Genomic DNA, 19,734 nt, shown 5'->3' with positions numbered 1-19,734 from the left:
GCACGGTCGAATCGCGGGTCGGGATGGTCGGCCGGGGGGCGAGGTCCGCCCGGGCCACACGCGAAGGGAGGGCGCGGCCCTCCCTCGGCCCTGCAACGACATGTGGAGGCAGACTGCAGCCGCCAGGGCGCCCCACCGGCCCGACTCCGCGGGCGACGCAGGATGCGGCCCCCATGCCATAATTCCGCTTTGCAGCAACGAGCGGAAACCGCGACGCATGAGTGCGCCGAAACCCAAGCAAGTCCTCGTCACCCACGCCCTGCCCTACGCGAACGGCCCGCTGCACATCGGCCATCTGCTCGGCTACATCCAGACCGACGTGTGGGTGCGTGCGCGGCGCATGGCGGGCGATACGGTGCATTTCGTCGCGGCCGACGACGTGCACGGCACGCCGATCATGCTCGCCGCGGAAAAGGCCGGGCTGACGCCGGAAGAGTTCATCCGCGGCATGTACGACAGCCACGTGCGCGACTTCGTCGACTTCGGCATCGTGCACGACTGCTACCACACGACGCATTCGCCGGAGAACAGGGAACTCGCCGAAGAGATCTACCGGCGGCTCAAGGCCGGCGGCCACATCGCGGCGCGCTCGATCCGCCAGCTGTACGACCCGGTGCGGCAGATGTTCCTGCCCGACCGCTACGTCAAGGGCATCTGTCCGAACTGCGGCACGCCGGACCAGTACGGCGACAACTGCGAGAACTGCGGCGCGACCTACGCGCCGACCGACCTCAAGGATCCGCGCTCGGTGCTGTCGGGCGCGACGCCGGAACTGCGCGACTCGGAGCACTACTTCTTCCAGGTCGGCGACTTCGCGCCGATGCTGCGCGACTGGCTCGCCGGCAAGCTCACCGACGGTGCGCCCGTGATGCACCCGTCGGTCGCGGCAAAGCTGCGCGAGTGGCTCGACGCCGAGGGCGGCGTGCGCGACTGGGACATCTCGCGCGACGCACCGTATTTCGGCTTCCCGATCCCCGATGCGCCGGGCAAGTTCTTCTACGTCTGGCTCGACGCGCCGATCGGCTACCTCGCGAGCTTCAAGAAGTACTGCGCGAGCGAAGCGGGTGCGAAGAATGGCCTGACGCCTGCGTACTTCGACGACTTCATGTCCGCGGGCCCCCAGCCCTCGCCCAGGGAACTGCACCACTTCCTCGGCAAGGACATCGTGAACTTCCACGGCCTGTTCTGGCCGGCGATGCTGCGCGGCGCGAACATGCGCACGCCCGACGCGTTGCACGTGAACGGCTATCTCACCGTCAACGGCGAGAAGATGTCGAAGTCGCGCGGCACCTTCGTGATGGCGCGCACCTACCTCGACGCCGGGCTCGACCCGGACTGGCTGCGCTACTACTTCGCGACGATGCTCACCGCCGCGCCGGTCGATCTCGATCTCGACCTCAAGGCGTTCGAGGAGCGCGTCAACTCGCACCTCGTCGGCAAGTGGGTGAACCTCGCAAGCCGTTGCGCGGGCTTCGTGCACAAGTTCTTCGAGGGCCGCCTCGCGAGTACTCTCGGAAATGAGATCGCCGCAGAAAGCAATCGCTATGCGTTCGCCATTTCTATGCTCGAGCCTTGCGTAGCGCTGTACGAAACCGGCGACTACGCAGGGGCGATGCGCAAGATCATGGCCGTTGCCGACCACGCGAACGAGTTCATCGCTCTGCACAAGCCCTGGGAGAAAGCGAAGGATCCTTCCCAGCGAGAGGCGCTGCATCTCATTTGTTCCCAAGCGATCAATCTGTTTGCTGCGATCGCCTGCTATCTCAAACCGGTGCTCCCCGCGACTGTCGAGCGCGCGGAGGAGTTCCTCAATGTCAGATTCAAGGCATTCTCAGACGTCCTGAATCCGTTGCTAGGACATCGGATCAACGTCTTCTCACACATCCAAACCCGCATCGACCCGAAGAAGATCGAAACGATGATCGAAGCCTCGAAGGAATCGCTGAAACCCGCCGATGGCGCCGCTTCCGCAGGAGCGGCTTCAGCCGCGAACACGGGCGCAGCCGAGGTGAAGAGCATCGCGGCTTCCGCCGCTCCCACAAAAGCACTCAAGGATGCGGCAGGCGCCGCCAGCCCCCAGCCATCGGCCGTCAGTCCCGTCGTTTCCATCGACGACTTTGCCAGACTCGACCTGCGCGTCGGCAAGGTGCTCGCCTGCGAGTTCGTCGACGGCTCGGACAAGCTGCTGCGCTTCGAACTCGATGCGGGCGAACTCGGCAAGCGGCAGATCTTCTCGGGCATCCGCGCCGCCTACGGCGAACCCGGAAAGCTCGTCGGCCGCAATGTCGTGTTCATCGCCAACCTCGCGCCGCGCAAGATGCGCTTCGGCGTATCGGAAGGCATGATCCTTTCCGCCGGTTCCGGCGGCGACGACCTGTTCCTGCTCGATGCCGACGCCGGCGCGCAGCCCGGCGCGACGGTGAAGTAGACGGAGGCGGCTTGCGGCGCGCGTACTGGTCCGCGGATTTCGCCGAGGCGCACGTCGTCGAGGCGTTGCTGCGCGCGCACGGCGTCGAGGCGTGGGTGTTCGATGCGCTGCTCGTGCGCCAGACCGTGATGATGCGTTGCCACGAAACGGCCATCGTGCATACCGGGCCGGCCGCGCGCGTGAATCACGCACGCACGCCATATGCCTGCGCACGCGCGCGAAGGGATCGCCGTGGCCGCTGAAGCGAACACGCGGCTGGCCGAAGCGATCGACGCGCTGTTGCCGCAGACGCAATGCACGCGCTGCGGCTTCCCGACCTGCCGTGCGTACGCGGACGCCATCGCGCAAGACGCAGCCGACATCGACCGCTGCCCGCCCGGCGGTGCCGACGGCGTCGTCGCGCTCGCGGAGCTGCTCGGCGTCGCTGCGAAGCCGCTCGATCCCGCGTGCGGCATGGAAGCGCCGCCGATCGTCGCCGTCATCGACGAAGACGTCTGCATCGGGTGCACGAAGTGCATCCAGGCCTGTCCGGTCGACGCGATCGTCGGCGCGGCCAAGCGCATGCACACGGTGATCGCGGACGAATGCACCGGCTGCGAACTCTGCCTGCCGCCCTGCCCGGTCGACTGCATCGCGCTCGTGCCGGTCGCGGCGGAGCCTTTGCCGCGCGCACGCGTGCTCGAGCGCGCCGCCACGGCGCGCAAGCGCTTCGAGGCGCGCATGGCGCGCAAGGATCCGGCTGCCCGAAATCCCGTGCGAGCGGCTTCAGCCGCGCTGCTTTCCTTGCAAGGCGCTGATGCCGCCACGGCGAACATCGCGGCTGAAGCCGCTCCCACCGCATCGGCAAGCACCAGCGTTGCTACGACGGCGGGCCAGCGACCGATCGACCGCGCCGCCGTGCTCGCGGCGATCGCGCGCGGCAAGGCGCGCCGCGCGAAGGACGTGCACGGTTCATGAAGCGCGAGAAGATCGTCGAGCTGTTCCGCCGCCTGCGCGAACTCAACCCGCACCCGACCACCGAACTCGATTACACGACGCCGTTCGAGTTGCTCGTCGCGGTGATCCTGTCGGCGCAGGCGACCGACGTCGGCGTGAACAAGGCGACGAAGAAGCTGTTCCCGGTCGCGAACACGCCCGAGGCAATCCTCGAACTGGGCGAGGACGGGCTCAAGCGATACATCAGCACGATCGGCCTGTTCAATGCGAAGGCGAAGAACGTCGTTGCGACCTGCCGCATCCTCGTCGAGCAGTACGGCGGTGAAGTGCCGCGTTCGCGCGAAGCGCTGGAGGCACTGCCGGGCGTCGGCCGCAAGACCGCCAATGTCGTGCTCAACACCGCGTTCGGCGAACCGACGATCGCGGTCGACACGCACATCTTCCGCGTCTCCAATCGCACCGGGCTCGCACGGGGCGAAACGGTGCGCGCCGTCGAAGACACCTTGAACAAGGTCGTGCCCGACGAATTCCGCAAGGACGCGCACCACTGGCTGATCCTGCACGGGCGTTACGTGTGCAAGGCGCGCAGGCCCGATTGCCCTGCGTGCGCGGTCAACGACCTGTGCGCATATCGACACAAGACCGTCGCGAGCGCGGCCTGATCGAGCCCGATTTCCACGACACCGCGTCGAATCTGCGTTCGCGTGTCATCGGAGCGTAACAGGGGCTGGCCAGACTTCGCGCCAGTTTCGACGCCCCGAGGACATCATGACATTGCGACATGCGATCGCCGCCGTGCTGCTGTGCGGTTGCGGCACCAACGCGCTGGCCTACGACCTGCTCGGCGACTGGCCGACCAAATGGAAGCCGGCCGAAGGCTACGAGTTCGGCTTCAAGGGCTTGTACCAGTACGATTACAACCGTTTTTCCGGCGACACGAACAACCCGACGAACGGCGCGGAGTTGCTGCCGGATGCGAACGCATGGCGCCGCAAGGAGTTCAACGTCTACGGCAAGTTGCCGGGCGGCTGGGACTTCAACGTCGGCTACGACTTCACCGTGAGCGGCTTCAAGACGACGCCCTCCGGTGCCGGCGTGCACGGCAAGTGGATCGACAACTTCATCCGCTACAGCAACAAGGAAGCCGGCGACTTCCGCATCGGCCAGTTCAAGACGCCGGTCGGCTGGGAAGAGACGATCAGCTCGAGCGCGACGACGTTCCTCGAGCGCGCGCTGCCGGTGCAGGCGGTCAACATGGATCGCCGCATCGGCGCCGACTGGACGTACACGGGGATCCCGAACTGGCTGCTCTACCTCGCCTGGTTCAAGGGCGGCGACCTCAACGGCGACAACGACGGCGACGGTCCAGCCGCGCGCGTGGTGTGGAACCCGTTCAACCGCCAGCCGGGCGCCGGCTCGCGCGAGGAGAGCAACGTGCTCCACCTCGGCCTCGCCTGGTCGACCGAGGACCGCGACGCGACCACCGACGGCCGCGGCGTCGTGTCCAACCCCGCGGCACGCTTCCGTGCCCGTCCGGAAGCAGGGCTGACCAATCGCCTCGTCGACACCGGCAACCTTGCGTTCCCGGGCACGATCAAGCGCCTCGGACTCGAAGCGGCGTACATCCACGGCCCGCTGCTGTTGCAGGGCGAATACCTGACCGTGAGCGCGGACCCGCGCGGCAAGCCGAGCTTCGAAGGCGACGGCTACTACGTGCAATGTTCGTGGGTGCTCACCGGCGAAAGCCGCCCGTACGGCAAGGGCGCGATCGGCAACGTGCGCCCGATGCACGACTACGGCGCGTTCGAAGTCGCGGTCCGTTACAGCACGGTCGACCTCAACGACGGCCCGGTCTACGGCGGCAAGGAAGACGACCTGACCATCGGTGCCAACTGGTACCTCGGCCAGCACTTCAAGCTGCAGGCGAACTACATCTTCGCGAACAGCACCAAGCGCTACGGCGCGCCGATCGACGGCGACGTCGATATCGACCCGCGCCTCTTCGAGATGCGCGCTCAGATCATGTTCTGATTCGCGGCACCTCCTCGGTTCACTCTCCCCGGGCGCGCAAGCGCCCCTTTTTTGCGCGGCATCCGCAGGCGGGACGACCGAAGGTCGCCCCGGCACGTCGCCGCGATTTCGCGATGGGCTGCGCCGGCCGCTCCAGCACGTCCAGCCTAGACGGGCCTCAGGCCGCGCCGGCGTCGCCGAGGATGCGATCGATCGAATACGCGCCCGGTGCCTGCCCGGCGATCCAGCGTGCGGCGACCACGGCGCCGCGCGCGAACACCTCGCGGTCGGTCGCGCGGTGCGCGAGTTCGAGGCGTTCGCCGGGGCCGGCGAACACGAGCGTATGCTCGCCGACGACGTCGCCGCCGCGCAGGGCGTGGAAGCCGATCTCGCCTTCGGCTCGTTCGCCGGTGCGGCCGCTGCGGCCGTGCACGGCGCAGGCGTCGAGCGCGAGGCCTCGCCCCTCGGCGACGGCTTCACCGAGCGAGAGCGCGGTGCCCGAAGGCGCATCGAGTTTGTGCCGGTGATGCATCTCGACGATCTCGCAGTCCCACGACGGCAACGCCTGCGCGGCGCTGCGCGCGAGACGCATGAGCAGCGCGACGCCGAGGCTGAAATTGGACGCCCAGAGCACCGCGATGTCCGCGGCGGCGCGATCGAGCGCGCGGCGCTGTGCATCCGACAACCCGGTCGTACCACTCACGAACGCGGCGCGGCGTTCGAGCGCGAGTGCCAGCGCGGCATCGAAGCCGTGCGCGCCGCTGAAATCGACGAGCACGTCTACCGGCGTGTCGGGATCGAGCACGGCGGAAAACTCGAGGTCGGGCGCGCTCGCGCCATGGATGTCGCGCAAGGTGCGGCCCGCGAGTTCGGAACCTGCGCGCACGAGTGCGGCGGACACGCGCAGCCGCGGCTCGGCACCGGCGGCACGCAGGATCGCCTGGCCCATGCGCCCGCCGGCACCGTACACCGCCATCTGGATCGTCGTCGCCGGCATGCGCGTTCCCGCGTCGAGAAAGAGCTCCCATTGTAGACCGCGCTTGCCGGCAGGCGCGGCATGCGCATCAGCTGCCTGGGTAGCACCCTGTGCGCGATCGCAGGCTCGAACCTCGCCGCACGTCGGGTCCCCCACAGGTGGACTCCTACAACGGAATGCCAGCGCAGCGCTGGACTCGCAGGCCACCGAGACGCTGCAGGAGCGCAGCCTGTGCGCCCGTCGCGCCTCGGTGCATCGCGTCGCTGCGGTCGCCGATGGGTGGGCTCCTCCTACAGGAGACCAGCGAAGAGCTTCGCGGCAGACAGTGCTCCCACGAAAAGACGAACGCTTCGGGCGGCGTCAGGACGTGACGCGGTCCCAGAAGCGCTTCACGCCGTCGAGCCAGTTGCCGTCGCGCGGCGAATGCGCGGCGGCATCGGCGCCGGCGAAGGTCGCCTCGAACTGTTGCAGCAACTCGCGTTGGGCAGCGGTGAGGCGCACCGGCGTCTCTACGACGGCGCGGCAGATCAGATCGCCCATGCGGCCGCTGCGCACGGACTTCACGCCCTTGCCACGCAGGCGGAACACCTTGCCGCTCTGCGTCTCGGGCGGGATGCGGATCTCGGCTTCGCCATCGAGCGTGGGTACCTTGATCTCGGCGCCGAGCGCGGCCTGGCCGAACCGCAACGGGATCTCGCAATGCAGATCATCGCCGTCGCGCTGGAAGATCGGATGTTCGCGCACGCGCACCTCGACGTAGAGGTCGCCGGGCACGGTGCCGCTCGGGCCCGCTTCGCCCTGCCCGGCGAGGCGGATGCGGTCGCCGTTGTCGACGCCCGCGGGAATCTTGATCGACAGCGTGCGCTCGTCGTGCACGCGGCCTTCGCCATGGCATTCCTTGCACGGATTGGCCACGACCTTGCCGGTGCCGGCGCAATGCGGGCACGCCTGCTGGATCGAGAAGATGCCGTTCTGCATGCGCACGCGCCCGTGCCCCTTGCAGGTCGAGCAGGTGGACGTCTTGCCGTCGGCCGAGCCGCTGCCATCGCACGAACCGCATTCGACGAGGGTCGGTACTTCGATCTGCTTGTCGACGCCGAACACGGCCTCCTCGAGATCGAGTTCGATGAGGTAGCGCAGGTCCGAACCGCGCCGCGCGCGTCCGCGACCGCCGCCCATGCCGAAGATATCGGAGAAGATGTCGCCGAAGATGTCGCCGACGTCGCCGTTGAAGCCGCCGGCGCCGCGCCCGCCCATGCCGTGCTCGAACGCGGCGTGGCCGTGCTGGTCGTACAACGCGCGCTTGTGCGGATCGGACAGGACCTCGTAGGCCTCCTTCGCCTCCTTGAACTTGTCCTGCGCGGCGGGATCGTCCGGGCACCGGTCGGGATGGAATTTCATCGCGAGGCGACGGAACGATTTCTTGAGTTGCTCGTCGTTGGCGGTGCGCTCGACGCTGAGCACCTCGTAGTAGCAGCGCTTGCTCATGGGGACGTCATGTCGTCTGTTCGATGCGATCGCGAAGGATCTGTCGGGCCGCGCAGGCGGCGTGGAGGATGCACGCAACTATGGGCATGGAAAGCGCAAAGGCAATGCCCCGCGGGGCTGCGCGCGTACGCGACGAAGGGAAACGATGCTGCGCGAGCCCCCAGTCCCCCGGGCCGGGGCCTGCATCGATGATGCGACCGCATCCCGTCTTCTCCCCTCGCGGGCGAGCCGGGTACGTGCCCGGCCCGCATCCTCGCCATTCGCCATGGTGCAGGCAGGGCCACGCCCCGCCGCATGCCGGCGATCTTACTTGTTGTCGTCCTTGACCTCGGTGAACTCCGCGTCGACGACGTCGTCGTTCTTCGCCGAAGCGCCGCCCTGTGCACCGGCTTCGCCGGCCGGGCCGCCCTGCTGGGCCGCCGCGAACAGCGGCTGCGCGGCCTGCTCGAGCGCGGTCGTGCGCGCTTCGATCTGCGCCTTGTCCTCGCCCTTCATGACCTTCTCGAGTTCGGCCAGCGCTTCCTCGATGCGGCCGATCTCGCCAGCGACCTTGCCACCGTGCTGCTTGATCGCGTCGCGCGTCGCGTGCACGAGCTGGTCGGCCTTGTTGCGCGCGCCGACGAGCTCGTGGAACTTCTTGTCGTCTTCCTTGTTCGCCTCGGCATCACGCACCATGCGCTGGATCTCGTCCTCGGACAGGCCCGAGCTGCCCTTGATCTCGATGCGCTGTTCCTTGCCGGTGTTCTTGTCCTTCGCGCCGACGTGCAGGATGCCGTTGGCGTCGATGTCGAACGTGACCTCGATCTGCGGCATGCCGCGCGGCGCCGGCTGGATGCCCTGCAGGTCGAACTTGCCGAGCGACTTGTTGTAGCGCGCCTGCTCGCGCTCGCCCTGCAGCACGTGCACGGTGACCGCGCTCTGGTTGTCCTCGGCGGTCGAGAACACCTGCGACGCCTTCGTCGGGATCGTCGTGTTCTTCTCGATCAGCTTGGTGAACACGCCACCGAGCGTCTCGATGCCGAGCGACAGCGGCGTCACGTCGAGCAGCAGCACGTCCTTGACCGTGCCCGACAGCACGCCGCCCTGGATCGCCGCGCCGACAGCGACGGCTTCGTCCGGGTTGACGTCCTTGCGCGGCTCCTTGCCGAAGAAGTCCTTCACCGCCTCCTGCACCTTCGGCATGCGCGTCTGGCCGCCGACGAGGATGACCTCGCTGATGTCGGACACCTTGAGGCCCGCGTCGTTGAGCGCGGTGCGGCACGGCGCGATCGTCTTCTCGACGAGGTCGCCGACCAGCGCCTCGAGCTTGGCGCGCGTGAGCTTGATGTTGAGGTGCTTCGGGCCCGAAGCGTCCGCCGTGATGTACGGCAGGTTCACTTCGGTCTGATGCGAGGAGCTGAGCTCGATCTTCGCGCGCTCGGCCGCATCCTTGAGGCGCTGCAGCGCGAGCGGGTCGTTCTTGAGGTCGACGCCCTGGTCCTTCTTGAATTCCTCGACGAGGTAGTCGATGACGCGCTTGTCGAAGTCCTCGCCGCCGAGGAACGTGTCGCCGTTCGTCGCCAGCACTTCGAACTGCTTCTCGCCGTCGACTTCGGCGATCTCGATGATCGAGATGTCGAACGTGCCGCCGCCGAGGTCGTACACGGCGATCTTGCGGTCGCCGCCCTTCTTGTCGAGGCCGTAGGCGAGCGCCGCCGCGGTCGGCTCGTTGATGATGCGCTTGACCTCGAGGCCGGCGATGCGGCCGGCGTCCTTGGTCGCCTGGCGCTGCGAATCGTTGAAGTAGGCCGGCACCGTGATCACCGCTTCGGTGACCGGTTCACCGAGGAAGTCCTCGGCCGTCTTCTTCATCTTCATGAGTACCTTGGCCGACACTTCCGGCGGCGCCATCTTCTTGCCGTCGGCCGTCTCGACCCACGCGTCGCCGTTGTCGTGCGCGATGATCTTGTACGGCACGAGGCCGATGTCCTTCTGCACTTCGGCATCGGTGAACTTGCGGCCGATGAGGCGCTTCACCGCGTAGAAGGTGTTCTTCGGGTTGGTGACGGACTGGCGCTTCGCGGTCGCGCCGACCACGACTTCGTTGTCCTTGAACGCGACCACCGACGGCGTCGTGCGATCGCCTTCGGAGTTCTCGATCACGCGTGCCGAATTGCCTTCCATGACCGCCACGCACGAGTTCGTCGTGCCGAGGTCGATGCCGATGATCTTGCCCATTTCTGTACTCTCCCGCTCTGAATTTGCGTACGGTGGTTGCGGCGGCGGCGCCCTTTCGAAGTGGGCATGCCGTTGGCCGCGGCTGGCGCGAAATCTGGGGTTGCGCGCCCGTGTTTCAAGGAATTGCGCGCGCGCGGCTACTTCGAAACCGACACGAGCGCGGGGCGCAGCAGGCGATCATTCAGCAGATAGCCCTTCTGCATCACCGCCACGACCTTGCCCGATCCGAGCTCGGCGGCCTCGACCAGCGACATCGCCTGGTGGCGCTCGGGATCGAAGGCTTCGCCGACGACGCCGACGGCCCTGAGGCCGTTCCCCTCGACGACGCGACCGAGCTCGCGCAGGGTCAGTTCCACCCCGGCGCGCAGCGCCGCCGCATCGCTCCCCTCGGCGGCGAGGCCGCGTTCGAGATTGTCGACCACCGGCAGCAGGTCGGCCAGCAGTTTTTCATTGGCGAACCGGCGCGCCTGCTCGAGGTCGCGCTGCAGGCGCTTGCGCTGGTTGTCCAGTTCCGCGCGCTCGCGCAGCACGGTTTCGCGCATTTCCGCGAGCTTGGTTTCGGCTTCGCCGAGCTGGCGCGACAGGGTTTCCAGTTCGCCCTCGAGCGCCTGGTCGTTGCCGGCGGGCGCCTGGGGCGTCGCATTGGGATCCGTGCTTTGCATACCTTCCTCCACGTCAAAACAGGGCCGTCCGCCGCGTGGCGGAAGCCGTCGATGCTGTGCTGGGCCGGCCTCGGCCGGCGCGCCGCGTGGCGGCGCGAGCCCCCGCTCCGACGCGCACTATAGGGGTGGCTGGCCCCGCTTCAAGGCACCGGAGATGATCTGCGCAGTCGCCTGAACGACGGGAATCACGCGCTCGTAGGCCATGCGGGTCGGCCCGATCACGCCGAGCACGCCGAGCACGCGGCTGCCGACGCCGTAGGGCGCCGTCACGAGGCTGTAGCTGTCGAGTGCGGCGAATCCGGATTCCTCGCCGATGAACAGGCGCACGCCCTCGGCGCGCGAGCAGCGCTCGAGCAACTGCAGCAGGTCGCGCTTGCGCTGGAACGCCTCGAACAGGTCGCGCAGGCGGTCCACGTCGGCGCCTTCCTGCCGGCCCATGAGGTTGGTCTGGCCGGCAACGAGCATGTCATTGCCGGCGCTGTCCTGGAACGCGGCCTGGGCGACCTCGACCGCGGCCGCCAGCAGCCGGTTGAGCCGCGCGCCTTCTTCCTGCATCTCGCGCAGCAGGCGCGCGCGGATCTCGTCGATGCGCATGCCGGCGTAGTTCGCGTTGAGATAGTTCGCGACCTGCTCCAGCTCGGCCGGTGCGTACGCGCGCTGTGGCGCGATCACGCGGTTCTGCACCTGGCCGTCGGTGAAGACGAGGATGACGAGGACGCGGCCGCCGTCGAGCTGGACGAAATCGATGTGGCGAAACGGGAATTCCTCGCGCCGCGGCACGCTGACGACGCCGACGAAATGGGTCATTTCCGACAGCAGCGAGGTCGCGCTGCCGAGCAGGTCCGGCGTGGCCGCGTCGGTCGGCAGCTCGCGCCGGAGCTGGTCCACCTCGGGCTCGCCGAGCGGGCGCATCTCCAGCAGGCTGTCGACGAAGACGCGGTAACCCTGCGAGGTCGGCACGCGCCCGGCCGAGGTGTGCGGCGCCGCGACCAGGCCGAATTCCTCGAGGTCGGACATGATGTTGCGGATCGTCGCCGGGCTCACGTCGAGCCCCGACGCCTTGGCGAGCGTGCGCGAACCGACGGGCTGGCCCTCGGCGATGTAGCGCGCGATCAGCGTACGCAGCAATTGGCGGGCGCGGGCATCGAGGTGCTGGGACGTGGCGTTCATCGGGTTCCGGTGGCGCCATCGCGCCGGTCATCGGCGCACGCTAACAAGCGCCTCCGAACCGATCAATAGGGGCGCGACGGGCGGATTTCCACGGTTTCGGCGCGGTGAAGGCGAGCATCGTCTCCCGCCATGCGACGACAGGCGACGAGGATCGCGCCGTCGCCTTGGCCGCTGCATGTGCGCATGCTAGCGTTCGGCGGTTTCGAGGATAGCTCGCGCGCCCATGCTGGAAAGTCTCTACGTCAAGGATTTCGCGATCGTCGGCGAGGCCGAGATCGTGTTCGGACCCGGCATGACCGTGGTCACCGGCGAAACCGGCGCCGGCAAGTCGCTGCTCGTCGACGCCCTGATGCTGCTCGCGGGCGGCCGCGCCGACGCGACGATGGTGCGCCACGGCTGCGAGCGCGCCGAGCTTTCGGCGACATTCGACCTCGCCGGCCGCGCGGACCTGCGCGACTGGCTCGTCGCCGAGGACCTCGACGAGGATGGCGCCTGCCAGTTGCGCCGCGTCGTGCGCAGCGAAGGCAGCTCGCGCGCCTGGATCAACGGTCGCCCGGTCACCCTGACCCAGCTCAAGACGCTCGCCGCTGGCCTGATCGAGATCCATGGCCAGCACGAACACCAGGCCTTGCTCGACCGCACCCGGCAGCTGGCCCTGCTCGACGCGTTCGGCGGGCACGACGCGGAGCGCGACGAGGTCGCGCGCGCCGCACGCGCCTGGCGCGAGACGAATGTGCGCATCGCCGAGCTGTCACGCGGCGAGGACCATGCCGAACGCATCGAATGGCTCGGCCACCAGGTCGAGGAACTCGACCGCCACGCGCTCGCGCCGGACGACCTCGCCGCGCTCGAGGAGCGCCACCGCCGCCTCGCCAATTCGGGCCAACTGCTGCAGGGTTGCGCGGCGCTCGCCGAGCGACTCGACGGCGACGGCGAATACGCCCTGCTGCGCCTCGTCGCGCGCGCCCGGCACGAGATCACCCAGCTCGCCGCGCTCGACGAGCGCCTCGCCCCGATCGGCGAACTCGTCGAAGCGGCACGGATCCAGCTGGGCGAGGCCAACGATGCGCTCTCGCGCTACCAGAGTGCCCTCGACCTCGACCCCGACAGCCTCGCCGAAGCCGAAGCCCAGCTCGGCAAGCTGCACGAGCTCGCGCGCAAGCACCGCGTGCGCATGGCCGACCTCAAGGCGCACGCGGACGGCCTGCACGAGGAGCTGGAGACGCTGCGCGGCGCGGGCGCGAGCATCGCCTCGCTGCGCGAACAGCAGCAGCGCCAGCGCAAGGCCTGGGATGCAGCCGCCAAGGCGCTCGGCGCGCGGCGCGCCGCATCCGCCAAGGCGCTGTCGGATGCCGTCTCCGCGCTCATGGGCGAGCTCGGCATGCGCGGCGGTCGCTTCGAGGTGCAGCTGGAAACGGACGGCGAAGCCGATCCGGACCCGCAGGGCGCCGAACGCTGCGAATTCCTCGTCAGCGCGAACCCCGGCCAGCCGCCGCGCGCACTGCGCAAGGTCGCCTCGGGCGGCGAATTGTCGCGCATCAGTCTCGCAATCGAAGTCGCCGCGCTCGGCAGCGACACGATCGGCACGATGGTGTTCGACGAGGTCGACTCCGGCATCGGCGGCGCGGTCGCCGAAGTCGTCGGCCAGAAGCTGCATGCGCTCGGCGCGCGCGCGCAGGTGCTGTGCGTGACCCATCTGCCGCAGGTCGCGGCACAGGGCGACCGTCACCTCCGCGTGAGCAAGTCCAGCGACGGCGCATCGACCGAAACGCGCATCGAGGCGCTCGACGGCAAGCCGCGCCAGGAGGAAGTCGCGCGCATGCTCGGCGGCATCGATATCACGCGCGAGACGCTGGCGCATGCGAAGCAGATGTTGGGGAAGCGAGGGCTGAGGGCTGAGGGCTGAGGGCCGCGACGCGTGTCAGCTCGGTGAGCAACCGAACGTCGCGAGCGGAAGCAGCAGAACGAGTGCCACCTTCGGGCACAGGCGTCCGAAGATGGCGCCAGCGATGATGCCCGCAAGCCCGCAAAGCAGGACGGCGCCGATGCCCACAGGCAGCTGTCCGACCAGGATGCGCCCCAGCGCGCCGATCCAGAAGCCGGCCATCCCTCCGACGATCATGCCGCTGGTCCTGTCGCGCACGGTGGCTGGCGCGCGCCACCATGTCCGCACCCGCTTCGCGCGCTCGCGGAACCACTTTTGCATATCTATTTCTTCTTGATCGGTCGCACGTAGAGGACAAGGCTGTGGTCTTCGATCGCGTAGCCGTGCTTGGCCGCGATCTCATGCTGCAGTCGCTCGATTTCCTCGCTGGTGAATTCGATCACCTTGCCGGATTCGACGTCGACCATGTGGTCGTGGTGCTTGCCGCGGTCGAGTTCATAGACGGCCTGGCCGCCCTCGAAGTTGTGCTTGAGCACCATTCCCGCCGCCTCGAACTGGGTCAGCACGCGGTAGACGGTGGCGAGGCCGATGTCGTCGTGGTGTTCGAGCAACTGGCGATAGATGTCCTCGGCCGAGAAGTGCCGGCCATCGTGGCTGTCGAGGATCTCGAGGATCCGCATGCGCGGATGGGTGACCTTGAGGCCGGCCTTGCGCAGTTCGGTGGATTCCATGTTCATGCCTCCGGCTGCCCTTCCCTGTCGTTGGCCCTTGCGATTCAGGCCGCTAGTGTATCATCGGCGTCTTACATGGCTTCCGGATCCACCGCGCATGCGTCTTCGCTGGCTCGCCCTGCTCGCCCTCGCCCCGCTGTCCGGCTGCGGCCTGATCTACAAGGTCGATGCCCAGCAGGGCAACCTGTTCGACAAGGCCACCGTCGAGTCGCTCAAGCCCGGCATGAGCAAGCGGCAGGTGCTGCTCGTCATGGGTTCGCCCTCGGTGATCAGCCCGTTCGACCAGGACCGCTGGGACTACGTCTCGACGATCCGCCGCGGCCGCAACAAGATGGCGAGCAAGGACCTCACGCTGTACTTCGAGAACGACCAGCTCGCGAAGATCGACGGCGACTACTTTCCCGAAGACCCGGAGCAGCTGATCAAGGACGCGCGCAAGTACAAGCGCGAGTATCCTGACGAGAAGCGCTCCGACGAGGAACGCAAGAAGAAGCGCCGCGGCGGCGACCAGGGCCAGGGCTGAGCGCGCCCGTCAACGCTTCGGCGATTGCGTACGCTCGGCGCGCCGGCGGCGCGATTCCTTCGGGTCGGCCTTGAGCGGGCGATAGAGTTCCACCCGATCGCCGTCGCGCAACGGCGTCGTGCGCGACACCGGCTTCGACCAGATCCCGCAGGCCAGCGACGGCGGTTCGATCGCGCAGGCCGCGGCCACGCCGGATGCGTCGATCGCGTCCTCGACCGTCGCACCGGCGGCGAGTTCGACGCGGCGCAGGAACTGCCGCGACGGCTCGGCATACGCGACTTCGACGAGGATCCGTTCAGGCATCGGTTTTCATCGCCGCGGAGCAGAAATCGTCGACCATGCGGTTGGCGAGGCCCTGGAAGCCGAGCCGCAGCGCGCTGCCGGTGAGGCGGCCGGAGTAGTCGAAATCGAGCGCGAGCGCGATCTTGCAGCCGTCGTCGCCGAGCGCAGCGAAGGTCCACTCGCCTTCGAGCGCGCGCAACGGCCCGTCGACGAGCTGCATGCGCAGGCGCTGCGGTCGGTCGAGCGTGTTGCGCGTGGTGAACCCTTGCGTGATGCCGGCGAAGCGCAGCTCGAGCCTTGCGACGAGTTCGGTGTCGCCATCACGCTCGAGAACGCGCGCGCCGGCGCACCAGGGGAAGCGGCTCGGGTATGCTTCGACGTCGTTGACGAGATCGAACATGCGTTCGGGCGTCCGGCGAACCAGGGCGTGGCGGCGAATCTCGATCATGCTTTCGAAAACGCGGCAGGATCGCCGCCCATGGCTTCGCGTCGGGAAGGAACGCAAGATAACAACACATGGCAAAGACCAAGTCCAACGACAAGAAGGGTGACTCGACGATCGCGCTGAACAAGCGTGCGCGCCACGAGTACCACATCGACCAGCATTTCGAAGCCGGCATCGCGCTGCAGGGCTGGGAAGTGAAGAGCCTGCGCGCGGGCCGCGCCAACCTCGGCGACGCCTACGCGATCGTCAAGGGCGGCGAGATCTTCCTGTTCGGCGCCTCGATCGTGCCGCTGATCTCCGCCTCGACCCACGTCGTGCCCGAGGACCGGCGCACGCGCAAGCTGCTGCTGCACCGCGAGGAGATCGACAAGCTCATCGGCGCGATCGAACGCAAGGGCTATACGCTGATCCCGCTCGCGATGTACTGGAAGAACAACCGCGCCAAGCTCGACCTCGGCCTCGCGCGCGGCAAGCAGGAACACGACAAGCGCGACACCGAGAAGGAACGGGACTGGAACCGCGAGAAGCAGCGCGTGATGCGCGCGAAGAACAAGCTCGCCTAGCTCACGTCGAAGGCACACTCGACGCTGCTAGGCGTACCCCACCGGCACGTAGCCGAAGCGGCGCATCTGCTCGCGGTGCGCATCGATCACGCGCTGCACCTGCTCGCGATCCAGCGCCTCGCGCCACTCGTTGACACGGCCCTTGCGGAAGAAGCGCGCGCCCTTGCCGGACGCCTCGATGAAGCCGTGCTTCTTCTCCATCGCGGCGAGGCTCTGGAAACCCGCGTGTCGGATCGCGCGCTCGATGCGCGGGCGATCCTGGCCGAGGCCGACGAGCTTGGCGATCTTCGCGAACGTCTTCGCCGGCTTCTCGAGCATGTCCTCGTAGCGCAGCACGAGCACGCGCTCGTTCGCCATGTCCGCCCAGCCTTGCACGTGCAGCGACCACGAGCCGAGGATCTGGCTCACGAACAGCGCATCGTTGCCGGTCGCCACGTTCGGATCGGCGAGGCGCTCGATCGCCTCGTCGATGCCGATGCCGAAGTGGTGCGTCATGCTCACCGCCACGTCGAGCGGGTTGCGCACGACGACGATCGCGCCGGCGCTCACCTGCCAGTTGTGCAGCGGATGCCCGTCGAAGCTGCCGGCCATGTTGTGCGTCTTGACGAAGCGCGTGCCCTGCGCGCGCTGCGCGATCGCCGCGTGCACCTGCGGCCGCAGCGCGGCGATCTCGCCGAGGTCGAGCTCCACGCTCGGCCTGCCCGCGAGCGCGGCGAACAGGTCGGGATTGGCTTCGTCTTCGGCGTAACGCGGCAGTTCATCCAGCGGCACCGGATCGGGCCGGTTCGCGACGAGATTGGCAAGGAACGCGCGCACCCAGGTATTGCCGGATTTCGGGTAGGACGCGAGCCAGACGATGTTGCCCATGAATGCCGGTTCGTTGAACGGAAACCGCGCATGCTAGCAGCTCGCTGCGGATTTCCCTTGATTTCGGCCGCCCCTGCCGCCACCATGGGGATTCCCCGGGGGCGACATGGTTTCGACGGGGGACGCGAAGTAGTCTGGAGCATGCCGAGGGCGTCATCTTCCTCGTTAATCCGATGGCAAAAAACTAGACGCGAACGACGACGTCTACGCTCTGGCCGCTTAAGGCCTAGCCCCGAACCCACTTGTGCCTGTGCTCGTGGATGTAGGGTCACTATCACAGGATCGCCCGTGCCGGCGCCTTTCGGTTGCGGGTCAAATCCAAGAGGCTGGTCCGGCGGTGCGCCTCGCACGTTGTGTTGCCGCCGGACGAGATCAAACAGCGTGACAAGCATGTAGCGCCGGGCGCGGAGCGCCTTCGGACGCGGGTTCAATTCCCGCCGCCTCCACCATATACAAGGGCTCGGAAAATCTCCGGGCCCTTTTTCTTGCCTGAAATCCCCGCGCCACGCGGGGTTCCGGCCGGTGGGCTTGCGGATGCTGTCGCGCCACTCGACCTCGAAATCGGGATATTTGCGGCGATTTCTGCGCCAGAGTCGTCTCTTGTCTCTGTTTGGCTTGCGGGTAGGCGCAGCCTTGTTTAGCCAAAATCAAGCACTTACGCGCCCCGGTTCGCTGTCAACTGCGCCCGCCGGTCCAGCATCGAACCGCGCCACGACCTCGCGCTGCACCACCCAGTCCACCGGCAGCGGGTTCCCGGACCAATGGTCATTCCTGGCTTCCATCCAGCCGATGGCCGCGCAGGACATCGAGCCGACCATCCTGCGTGCCACGGGTGGCGTCCATCCGCTGGACGTCACTTTCATCGATGACGAAGACCTGGCCACGCCGTGGAAGCGCGAAAGCACGGCGTCGAAGAAGCTGACGGGGCCCATGCCCCAGTCACTGACTGTGACCCTGGCCAACCTGATCTATTTCGAGAAGGCTCAACTGCCGCAGGCGCTGGCCAACCGGCTGATCCGACTGGCGGCATTCCAGAACCCTGAGTTTTACAAGGCGCAGGCGATGCGGTTGTCGGTGTGGGACAAGCCGCGCATCATCGGCTGCGCTGAAAACTTTCCGCAGCACATCGCGCTGCCGCGCGGGTGTTTCGACGCTGCGCGCGAACTGTTGGCGGATAACGGCATTCGTCTCGACTTGCGGGACGAGCGCCACGCCGGTACACCCGTCGCCGTCGGCTTCAGCGGCACGCTGCGTCCCGACCAGGAAGTCGCCGTGGCGGCGATGCTGAGGCACGATGACGGTGTGCTGCCCAATACGCCGGTCGCCTGCACCGGGAACACGCCAGCAAGACCGACGTTCGCATCATCGACTTCGTGGACACGGGGCATCCGGCCTTGCTGCGGATGTGGGACAAGCGTCAGCGTGGCTACCGGGTGATGGGGTATCGCGTCGATTCGGGGAAGCCTTCTGTCGGCAGTCTTGAAGGGTGATGTCGGCTTGGCAGGTGGCCGGAATGGGTGGATAGACAATCTATGCCACTCAGTGGCACAATAAGCACGATGACGCGAGTATTCAAAACGCGTCATTTCCAGCGATGGATGCGTAAGACGGAGCTTACCGATGCCGTCCTGTGCAAGGCCGTTCAGGAGATGGCAGCCGGCCTGATCGATGCTGACCTCGGTGGCAGCGTGGTGAAGAAGCGCGTCGGGTTGGCGGGACGCGGCAAGCGCGGCGGTGTCCGGACGCTGGTCGCCACCAACAAGGGCAACCGCTGGTTCTTCGTTTTCGGCTTTGAGAAGAACGAGCGGGCGAACATCAGCGACGAGGAGCTCGAAGGCTTGCAGGCCATCGCCGCCGACCTGCTGGCTCGAACAGGCCCGCAACTGGATGAAGCCGTTGCCGACGGCGCTTTGCAGGAGATTTGTCAATGACCACCAAGACCAAGAGCCGCATCCTCGAAGCCGTTCACGAAACGGCTGGCGATCTGCATCGCCTGGGATTCATCGACAAGCGCAAGATGCAGAAATACGACGCACTGTGCCTGGAGCCGGTGCAGGACTATGACGCCGAGAAGGTCAAGGCGCTGCGCGAGCGACTGCACCTGAGTCAGGCCGTGCTGGCCAGCGTGCTGAACACCAGTACATCTACTGTCCGTAAGTGGGAGGTGGGCGACAAGCGCCCCAGCGGACCGTCGCAGAAGTTGCTGGACATCCTCGAGCGCAAGGGGCTGGAAGCGGTGCTTTGATCCGCCCATTGCCGCTCACGCCCGCTGCATTGCTATTCAAGTGACACAGACGGAATTGAACCGGCGTCCGTCCGCCACCAATAATGAAACCCCAACCGTTCTCGGTTGGGGTTTTTTATTGCCCGATCGCGCCGGTTCCCGCGTGTTCTTGAGGGTTTCTCGGAAGCCTGCGGACTACGCCGGTCAGCCTCCCAGCCCGTTCCGGGCCACATTCCACTCTCTCCTGGCCATTCCTCGCTCCGACCTCGCTCCCTGAAAGTTGCCCGAAGTCCGCAAGGGCCATAAGTCAGCGCCATACAGATCAAA

General features: G+C 67.2%; 21 protein-coding genes and 1 other RNA gene. 12 read left to right on the top strand and 10 right to left on the bottom strand.

What is annotated here, in order from left to right; genetic code table 11:
• Positions 1 to 217 precede the first annotated feature (217 nt).
• The 5 genes from metG (at position 218) to EV148_RS17940 (ending at position 5,395) form a co-directional block, all read left to right on the top strand.
• Positions 218 to 2,428, top strand: a complete 2,211-nt coding sequence (metG, locus tag EV148_RS17960) for a methionine--tRNA ligase (protein WP_132000237.1) — start codon at positions 218 to 220, stop codon at positions 2,426 to 2,428.
• An 11-nt stretch (positions 2,429 to 2,439) separates the two neighbouring features.
• Entirely contained in the window at positions 2,440 to 2,670 is a 231-nt protein-coding gene (locus EV148_RS17955) for a hypothetical protein (RefSeq protein WP_132000236.1), read from the top strand.
• Complete coding sequence (locus EV148_RS17950) at positions 2,660 to 3,385, top strand: RnfABCDGE type electron transport complex subunit B (RefSeq protein WP_241988144.1); 726 nt, start codon at positions 2,660 to 2,662, stop codon at positions 3,383 to 3,385. Before EV148_RS17955 ends, EV148_RS17950 begins: the two co-directional genes overlap by 11 nt.
• The gene (gene nth / locus EV148_RS17945; RefSeq protein WP_132000234.1) at positions 3,382 to 4,026 is read left to right on the top strand and encodes an endonuclease III; all 645 of its coding nucleotides are present in this window, start codon (positions 3,382 to 3,384) and stop codon (positions 4,024 to 4,026) included. The genes EV148_RS17950 and nth overlap by 4 nt, the downstream gene beginning before the upstream one ends.
• A gap of 106 nt (positions 4,027 to 4,132) precedes the next feature.
• Positions 4,133 to 5,395, top strand: a complete 1,263-nt coding sequence (locus EV148_RS17940) for an OprO/OprP family phosphate-selective porin (RefSeq protein WP_132000233.1) — start codon at positions 4,133 to 4,135, stop codon at positions 5,393 to 5,395.
• 157 nt (positions 5,396 to 5,552) lie between these two features.
• Here the strand turns inward: EV148_RS17940 and dapB are convergent, their stop codons facing one another.
• The 5 genes from dapB to hrcA form a co-directional block, all read right to left on the bottom strand.
• Positions 5,553 to 6,371 carry a 4-hydroxy-tetrahydrodipicolinate reductase gene (dapB, locus tag EV148_RS17935; protein WP_132000232.1) on the bottom strand — a complete coding sequence of 273 codons (819 nt, stop codon included), beginning with the start codon at positions 6,369 to 6,371 and terminating at the stop codon, positions 5,553 to 5,555.
• Positions 6,372 to 6,710: 339 nt separating this feature from the next.
• A complete protein-coding gene (gene dnaJ / locus EV148_RS17930; RefSeq protein ID WP_132000231.1) occupies positions 6,711 to 7,838 on the bottom strand; it encodes a molecular chaperone DnaJ in 1,128 nt (375 codons plus the stop codon).
• Positions 7,839 to 8,144: 306 nt separating this feature from the next.
• A complete protein-coding gene (gene dnaK / locus EV148_RS17925; protein WP_132000230.1) occupies positions 8,145 to 10,055 on the bottom strand; it encodes a molecular chaperone DnaK in 1,911 nt (636 codons plus the stop codon).
• Positions 10,056 to 10,192: 137 nt separating this feature from the next.
• A complete protein-coding gene (gene grpE / locus EV148_RS17920) occupies positions 10,193 to 10,717 on the bottom strand; it encodes a nucleotide exchange factor GrpE (RefSeq protein WP_132000229.1) in 525 nt (174 codons plus the stop codon).
• 117 nt (positions 10,718 to 10,834) lie between these two features.
• Positions 10,835 to 11,887 (bottom strand): heat-inducible transcriptional repressor HrcA, encoded by a 1,053-nt coding sequence (gene hrcA, locus EV148_RS17915; RefSeq protein WP_132000228.1) that lies wholly within the window; start codon positions 11,885 to 11,887, stop codon positions 10,835 to 10,837.
• A gap of 223 nt (positions 11,888 to 12,110) precedes the next feature.
• Here hrcA and recN point away from each other — a divergent pair, with 223 nt between their 5' ends.
• Positions 12,111 to 13,793 carry a DNA repair protein RecN gene (gene recN / locus EV148_RS17910; RefSeq protein ID WP_132000227.1) on the top strand — a complete coding sequence of 561 codons (1,683 nt, stop codon included), beginning with the start codon at positions 12,111 to 12,113 and terminating at the stop codon, positions 13,791 to 13,793.
• A 15-nt stretch (positions 13,794 to 13,808) separates the two neighbouring features.
• Here recN and EV148_RS17905 read toward each other — a convergent pair whose 3' ends face one another.
• On the bottom strand, positions 13,809 to 14,093 hold the full coding sequence (locus tag EV148_RS17905; protein WP_132000226.1) for a hypothetical protein: 285 nt from the start codon (positions 14,091 to 14,093) through the stop codon (positions 13,809 to 13,811).
• Positions 14,094 to 14,095: 2 nt separating this feature from the next.
• Positions 14,096 to 14,509, bottom strand: coding sequence for a ferric iron uptake transcriptional regulator (gene fur, locus EV148_RS17900; RefSeq protein WP_132000225.1), 414 nt, complete (start codon positions 14,507 to 14,509; stop codon positions 14,096 to 14,098).
• Between the two features lie 91 nt (positions 14,510 to 14,600).
• On the opposite strand from fur, the gene EV148_RS17895 reads away from it, so the two are divergent.
• Positions 14,601 to 15,026, top strand: coding sequence for an outer membrane protein assembly factor BamE (locus tag EV148_RS17895; protein ID WP_132000224.1), 426 nt, complete (start codon positions 14,601 to 14,603; stop codon positions 15,024 to 15,026).
• Positions 15,027 to 15,035: 9 nt separating this feature from the next.
• Here EV148_RS17895 and EV148_RS17890 read toward each other — a convergent pair whose 3' ends face one another.
• Positions 15,036 to 15,329, bottom strand: a complete 294-nt coding sequence (locus EV148_RS17890; protein ID WP_132000223.1) for an RnfH family protein — start codon at positions 15,327 to 15,329, stop codon at positions 15,036 to 15,038.
• Positions 15,322 to 15,756 carry a type II toxin-antitoxin system RatA family toxin gene (locus EV148_RS17885; protein WP_132000222.1) on the bottom strand — a complete coding sequence of 145 codons (435 nt, stop codon included), beginning with the start codon at positions 15,754 to 15,756 and terminating at the stop codon, positions 15,322 to 15,324. The genes EV148_RS17890 and EV148_RS17885 overlap by 8 nt, the downstream gene beginning before the upstream one ends.
• A 68-nt stretch (positions 15,757 to 15,824) precedes the next feature.
• Here EV148_RS17885 and smpB point away from each other — a divergent pair, with 68 nt between their 5' ends.
• Positions 15,825 to 16,316 (top strand): SsrA-binding protein SmpB, encoded by a 492-nt coding sequence (smpB, locus tag EV148_RS17880; RefSeq protein ID WP_132000221.1) that lies wholly within the window; start codon positions 15,825 to 15,827, stop codon positions 16,314 to 16,316.
• Positions 16,317 to 16,343: 27 nt separating this feature from the next.
• Here smpB and EV148_RS17875 read toward each other — a convergent pair whose 3' ends face one another.
• A complete protein-coding gene (locus EV148_RS17875) occupies positions 16,344 to 17,183 on the bottom strand; it encodes a sulfotransferase domain-containing protein (RefSeq protein WP_132000220.1) in 840 nt (279 codons plus the stop codon).
• 97 nt (positions 17,184 to 17,280) lie between these two features.
• Here EV148_RS17875 and ssrA point away from each other — a divergent pair.
• The 4 genes from ssrA (at position 17,281) to EV148_RS17855 (ending at position 19,428) form a co-directional block, all read left to right on the top strand.
• Positions 17,281 to 17,632, top strand: a transfer-messenger RNA (tmRNA) gene (gene ssrA, locus EV148_RS17870).
• Between the two features lie 85 nt (positions 17,633 to 17,717).
• On the top strand, positions 17,718 to 18,620 hold the full coding sequence (locus tag EV148_RS18755) for a hypothetical protein (RefSeq protein WP_199222826.1): 903 nt from the start codon (positions 17,718 to 17,720) through the stop codon (positions 18,618 to 18,620).
• Between the two features lie 122 nt (positions 18,621 to 18,742).
• Complete coding sequence (locus EV148_RS17860; RefSeq protein WP_132000219.1) at positions 18,743 to 19,114, top strand: type II toxin-antitoxin system RelE/ParE family toxin; 372 nt, start codon at positions 18,743 to 18,745, stop codon at positions 19,112 to 19,114.
• Positions 19,111 to 19,428, top strand: coding sequence for a helix-turn-helix domain-containing protein (locus EV148_RS17855; protein ID WP_132000218.1), 318 nt, complete (start codon positions 19,111 to 19,113; stop codon positions 19,426 to 19,428). The genes EV148_RS17860 and EV148_RS17855 overlap by 4 nt, the downstream gene beginning before the upstream one ends.
• The last annotated feature ends 306 nt before the right edge of the window (positions 19,429 to 19,734 follow it).

The sequence above is a fragment of the Dokdonella fugitiva genome, from assembly GCF_004342425.1.
GTDB lineage: Bacteria > Pseudomonadota > Gammaproteobacteria > Xanthomonadales > Rhodanobacteraceae > Dokdonella_A > Dokdonella_A fugitiva.
The sequence above is the reverse complement of the archived record's forward strand: the minus strand, read 5'-3'. Positions and strand labels throughout refer to the sequence as shown.

Bases quoted from the DNA above. Each gene is read 5' to 3' on its own strand.
- metG (WP_132000237.1), top strand. From the start codon at position 218: ATGAGTGCGCCGAAACCCAAGCAAGTCCTCGTCACCCACGCCCTGCCC.
- nth (WP_132000234.1), top strand. From the start codon at position 3,382: ATGAAGCGCGAGAAGATCGTCGAGCTGTTCCGCCGCCTGCGCGAACTC.
- EV148_RS17940 (WP_132000233.1), top strand. From the start codon at position 4,133: ATGACATTGCGACATGCGATCGCCGCCGTGCTGCTGTGCGGTTGCGGC.
- dapB (WP_132000232.1), bottom strand. From the start codon at position 6,371: ATGCCGGCGACGACGATCCAGATGGCGGTGTACGGTGCCGGCGGGCGC.
- dnaJ (WP_132000231.1), bottom strand. From the start codon at position 7,838: ATGAGCAAGCGCTGCTACTACGAGGTGCTCAGCGTCGAGCGCACCGCC.
- dnaK (WP_132000230.1), bottom strand. From the start codon at position 10,055: ATGGGCAAGATCATCGGCATCGACCTCGGCACGACGAACTCGTGCGTG.
- grpE (WP_132000229.1), bottom strand. From the start codon at position 10,717: ATGCAAAGCACGGATCCCAATGCGACGCCCCAGGCGCCCGCCGGCAAC.
- hrcA (WP_132000228.1), bottom strand. From the start codon at position 11,887: ATGAACGCCACGTCCCAGCACCTCGATGCCCGCGCCCGCCAATTGCTG.
- recN (WP_132000227.1), top strand. From the start codon at position 12,111: ATGCTGGAAAGTCTCTACGTCAAGGATTTCGCGATCGTCGGCGAGGCC.
- EV148_RS17905 (WP_132000226.1), bottom strand. From the start codon at position 14,093: ATGCAAAAGTGGTTCCGCGAGCGCGCGAAGCGGGTGCGGACATGGTGG.
- fur (WP_132000225.1), bottom strand. From the start codon at position 14,509: ATGAACATGGAATCCACCGAACTGCGCAAGGCCGGCCTCAAGGTCACC.
- EV148_RS17895 (WP_132000224.1), top strand. From the start codon at position 14,601: ATGCGTCTTCGCTGGCTCGCCCTGCTCGCCCTCGCCCCGCTGTCCGGC.
- EV148_RS17890 (WP_132000223.1), bottom strand. From the start codon at position 15,329: ATGCCTGAACGGATCCTCGTCGAAGTCGCGTATGCCGAGCCGTCGCGG.
- EV148_RS17885 (WP_132000222.1), bottom strand. From the start codon at position 15,756: ATGATCGAGATTCGCCGCCACGCCCTGGTTCGCCGGACGCCCGAACGC.
- smpB (WP_132000221.1), top strand. From the start codon at position 15,825: ATGGCAAAGACCAAGTCCAACGACAAGAAGGGTGACTCGACGATCGCG.
- EV148_RS17875 (WP_132000220.1), bottom strand. From the start codon at position 17,183: ATGGGCAACATCGTCTGGCTCGCGTCCTACCCGAAATCCGGCAATACC.
- EV148_RS18755 (WP_199222826.1), top strand. From the start codon at position 17,718: ATGCTGTCGCGCCACTCGACCTCGAAATCGGGATATTTGCGGCGATTT.
- EV148_RS17860 (WP_132000219.1), top strand. From the start codon at position 18,743: ATGACGCGAGTATTCAAAACGCGTCATTTCCAGCGATGGATGCGTAAG.
- EV148_RS17855 (WP_132000218.1), top strand. From the start codon at position 19,111: ATGACCACCAAGACCAAGAGCCGCATCCTCGAAGCCGTTCACGAAACG.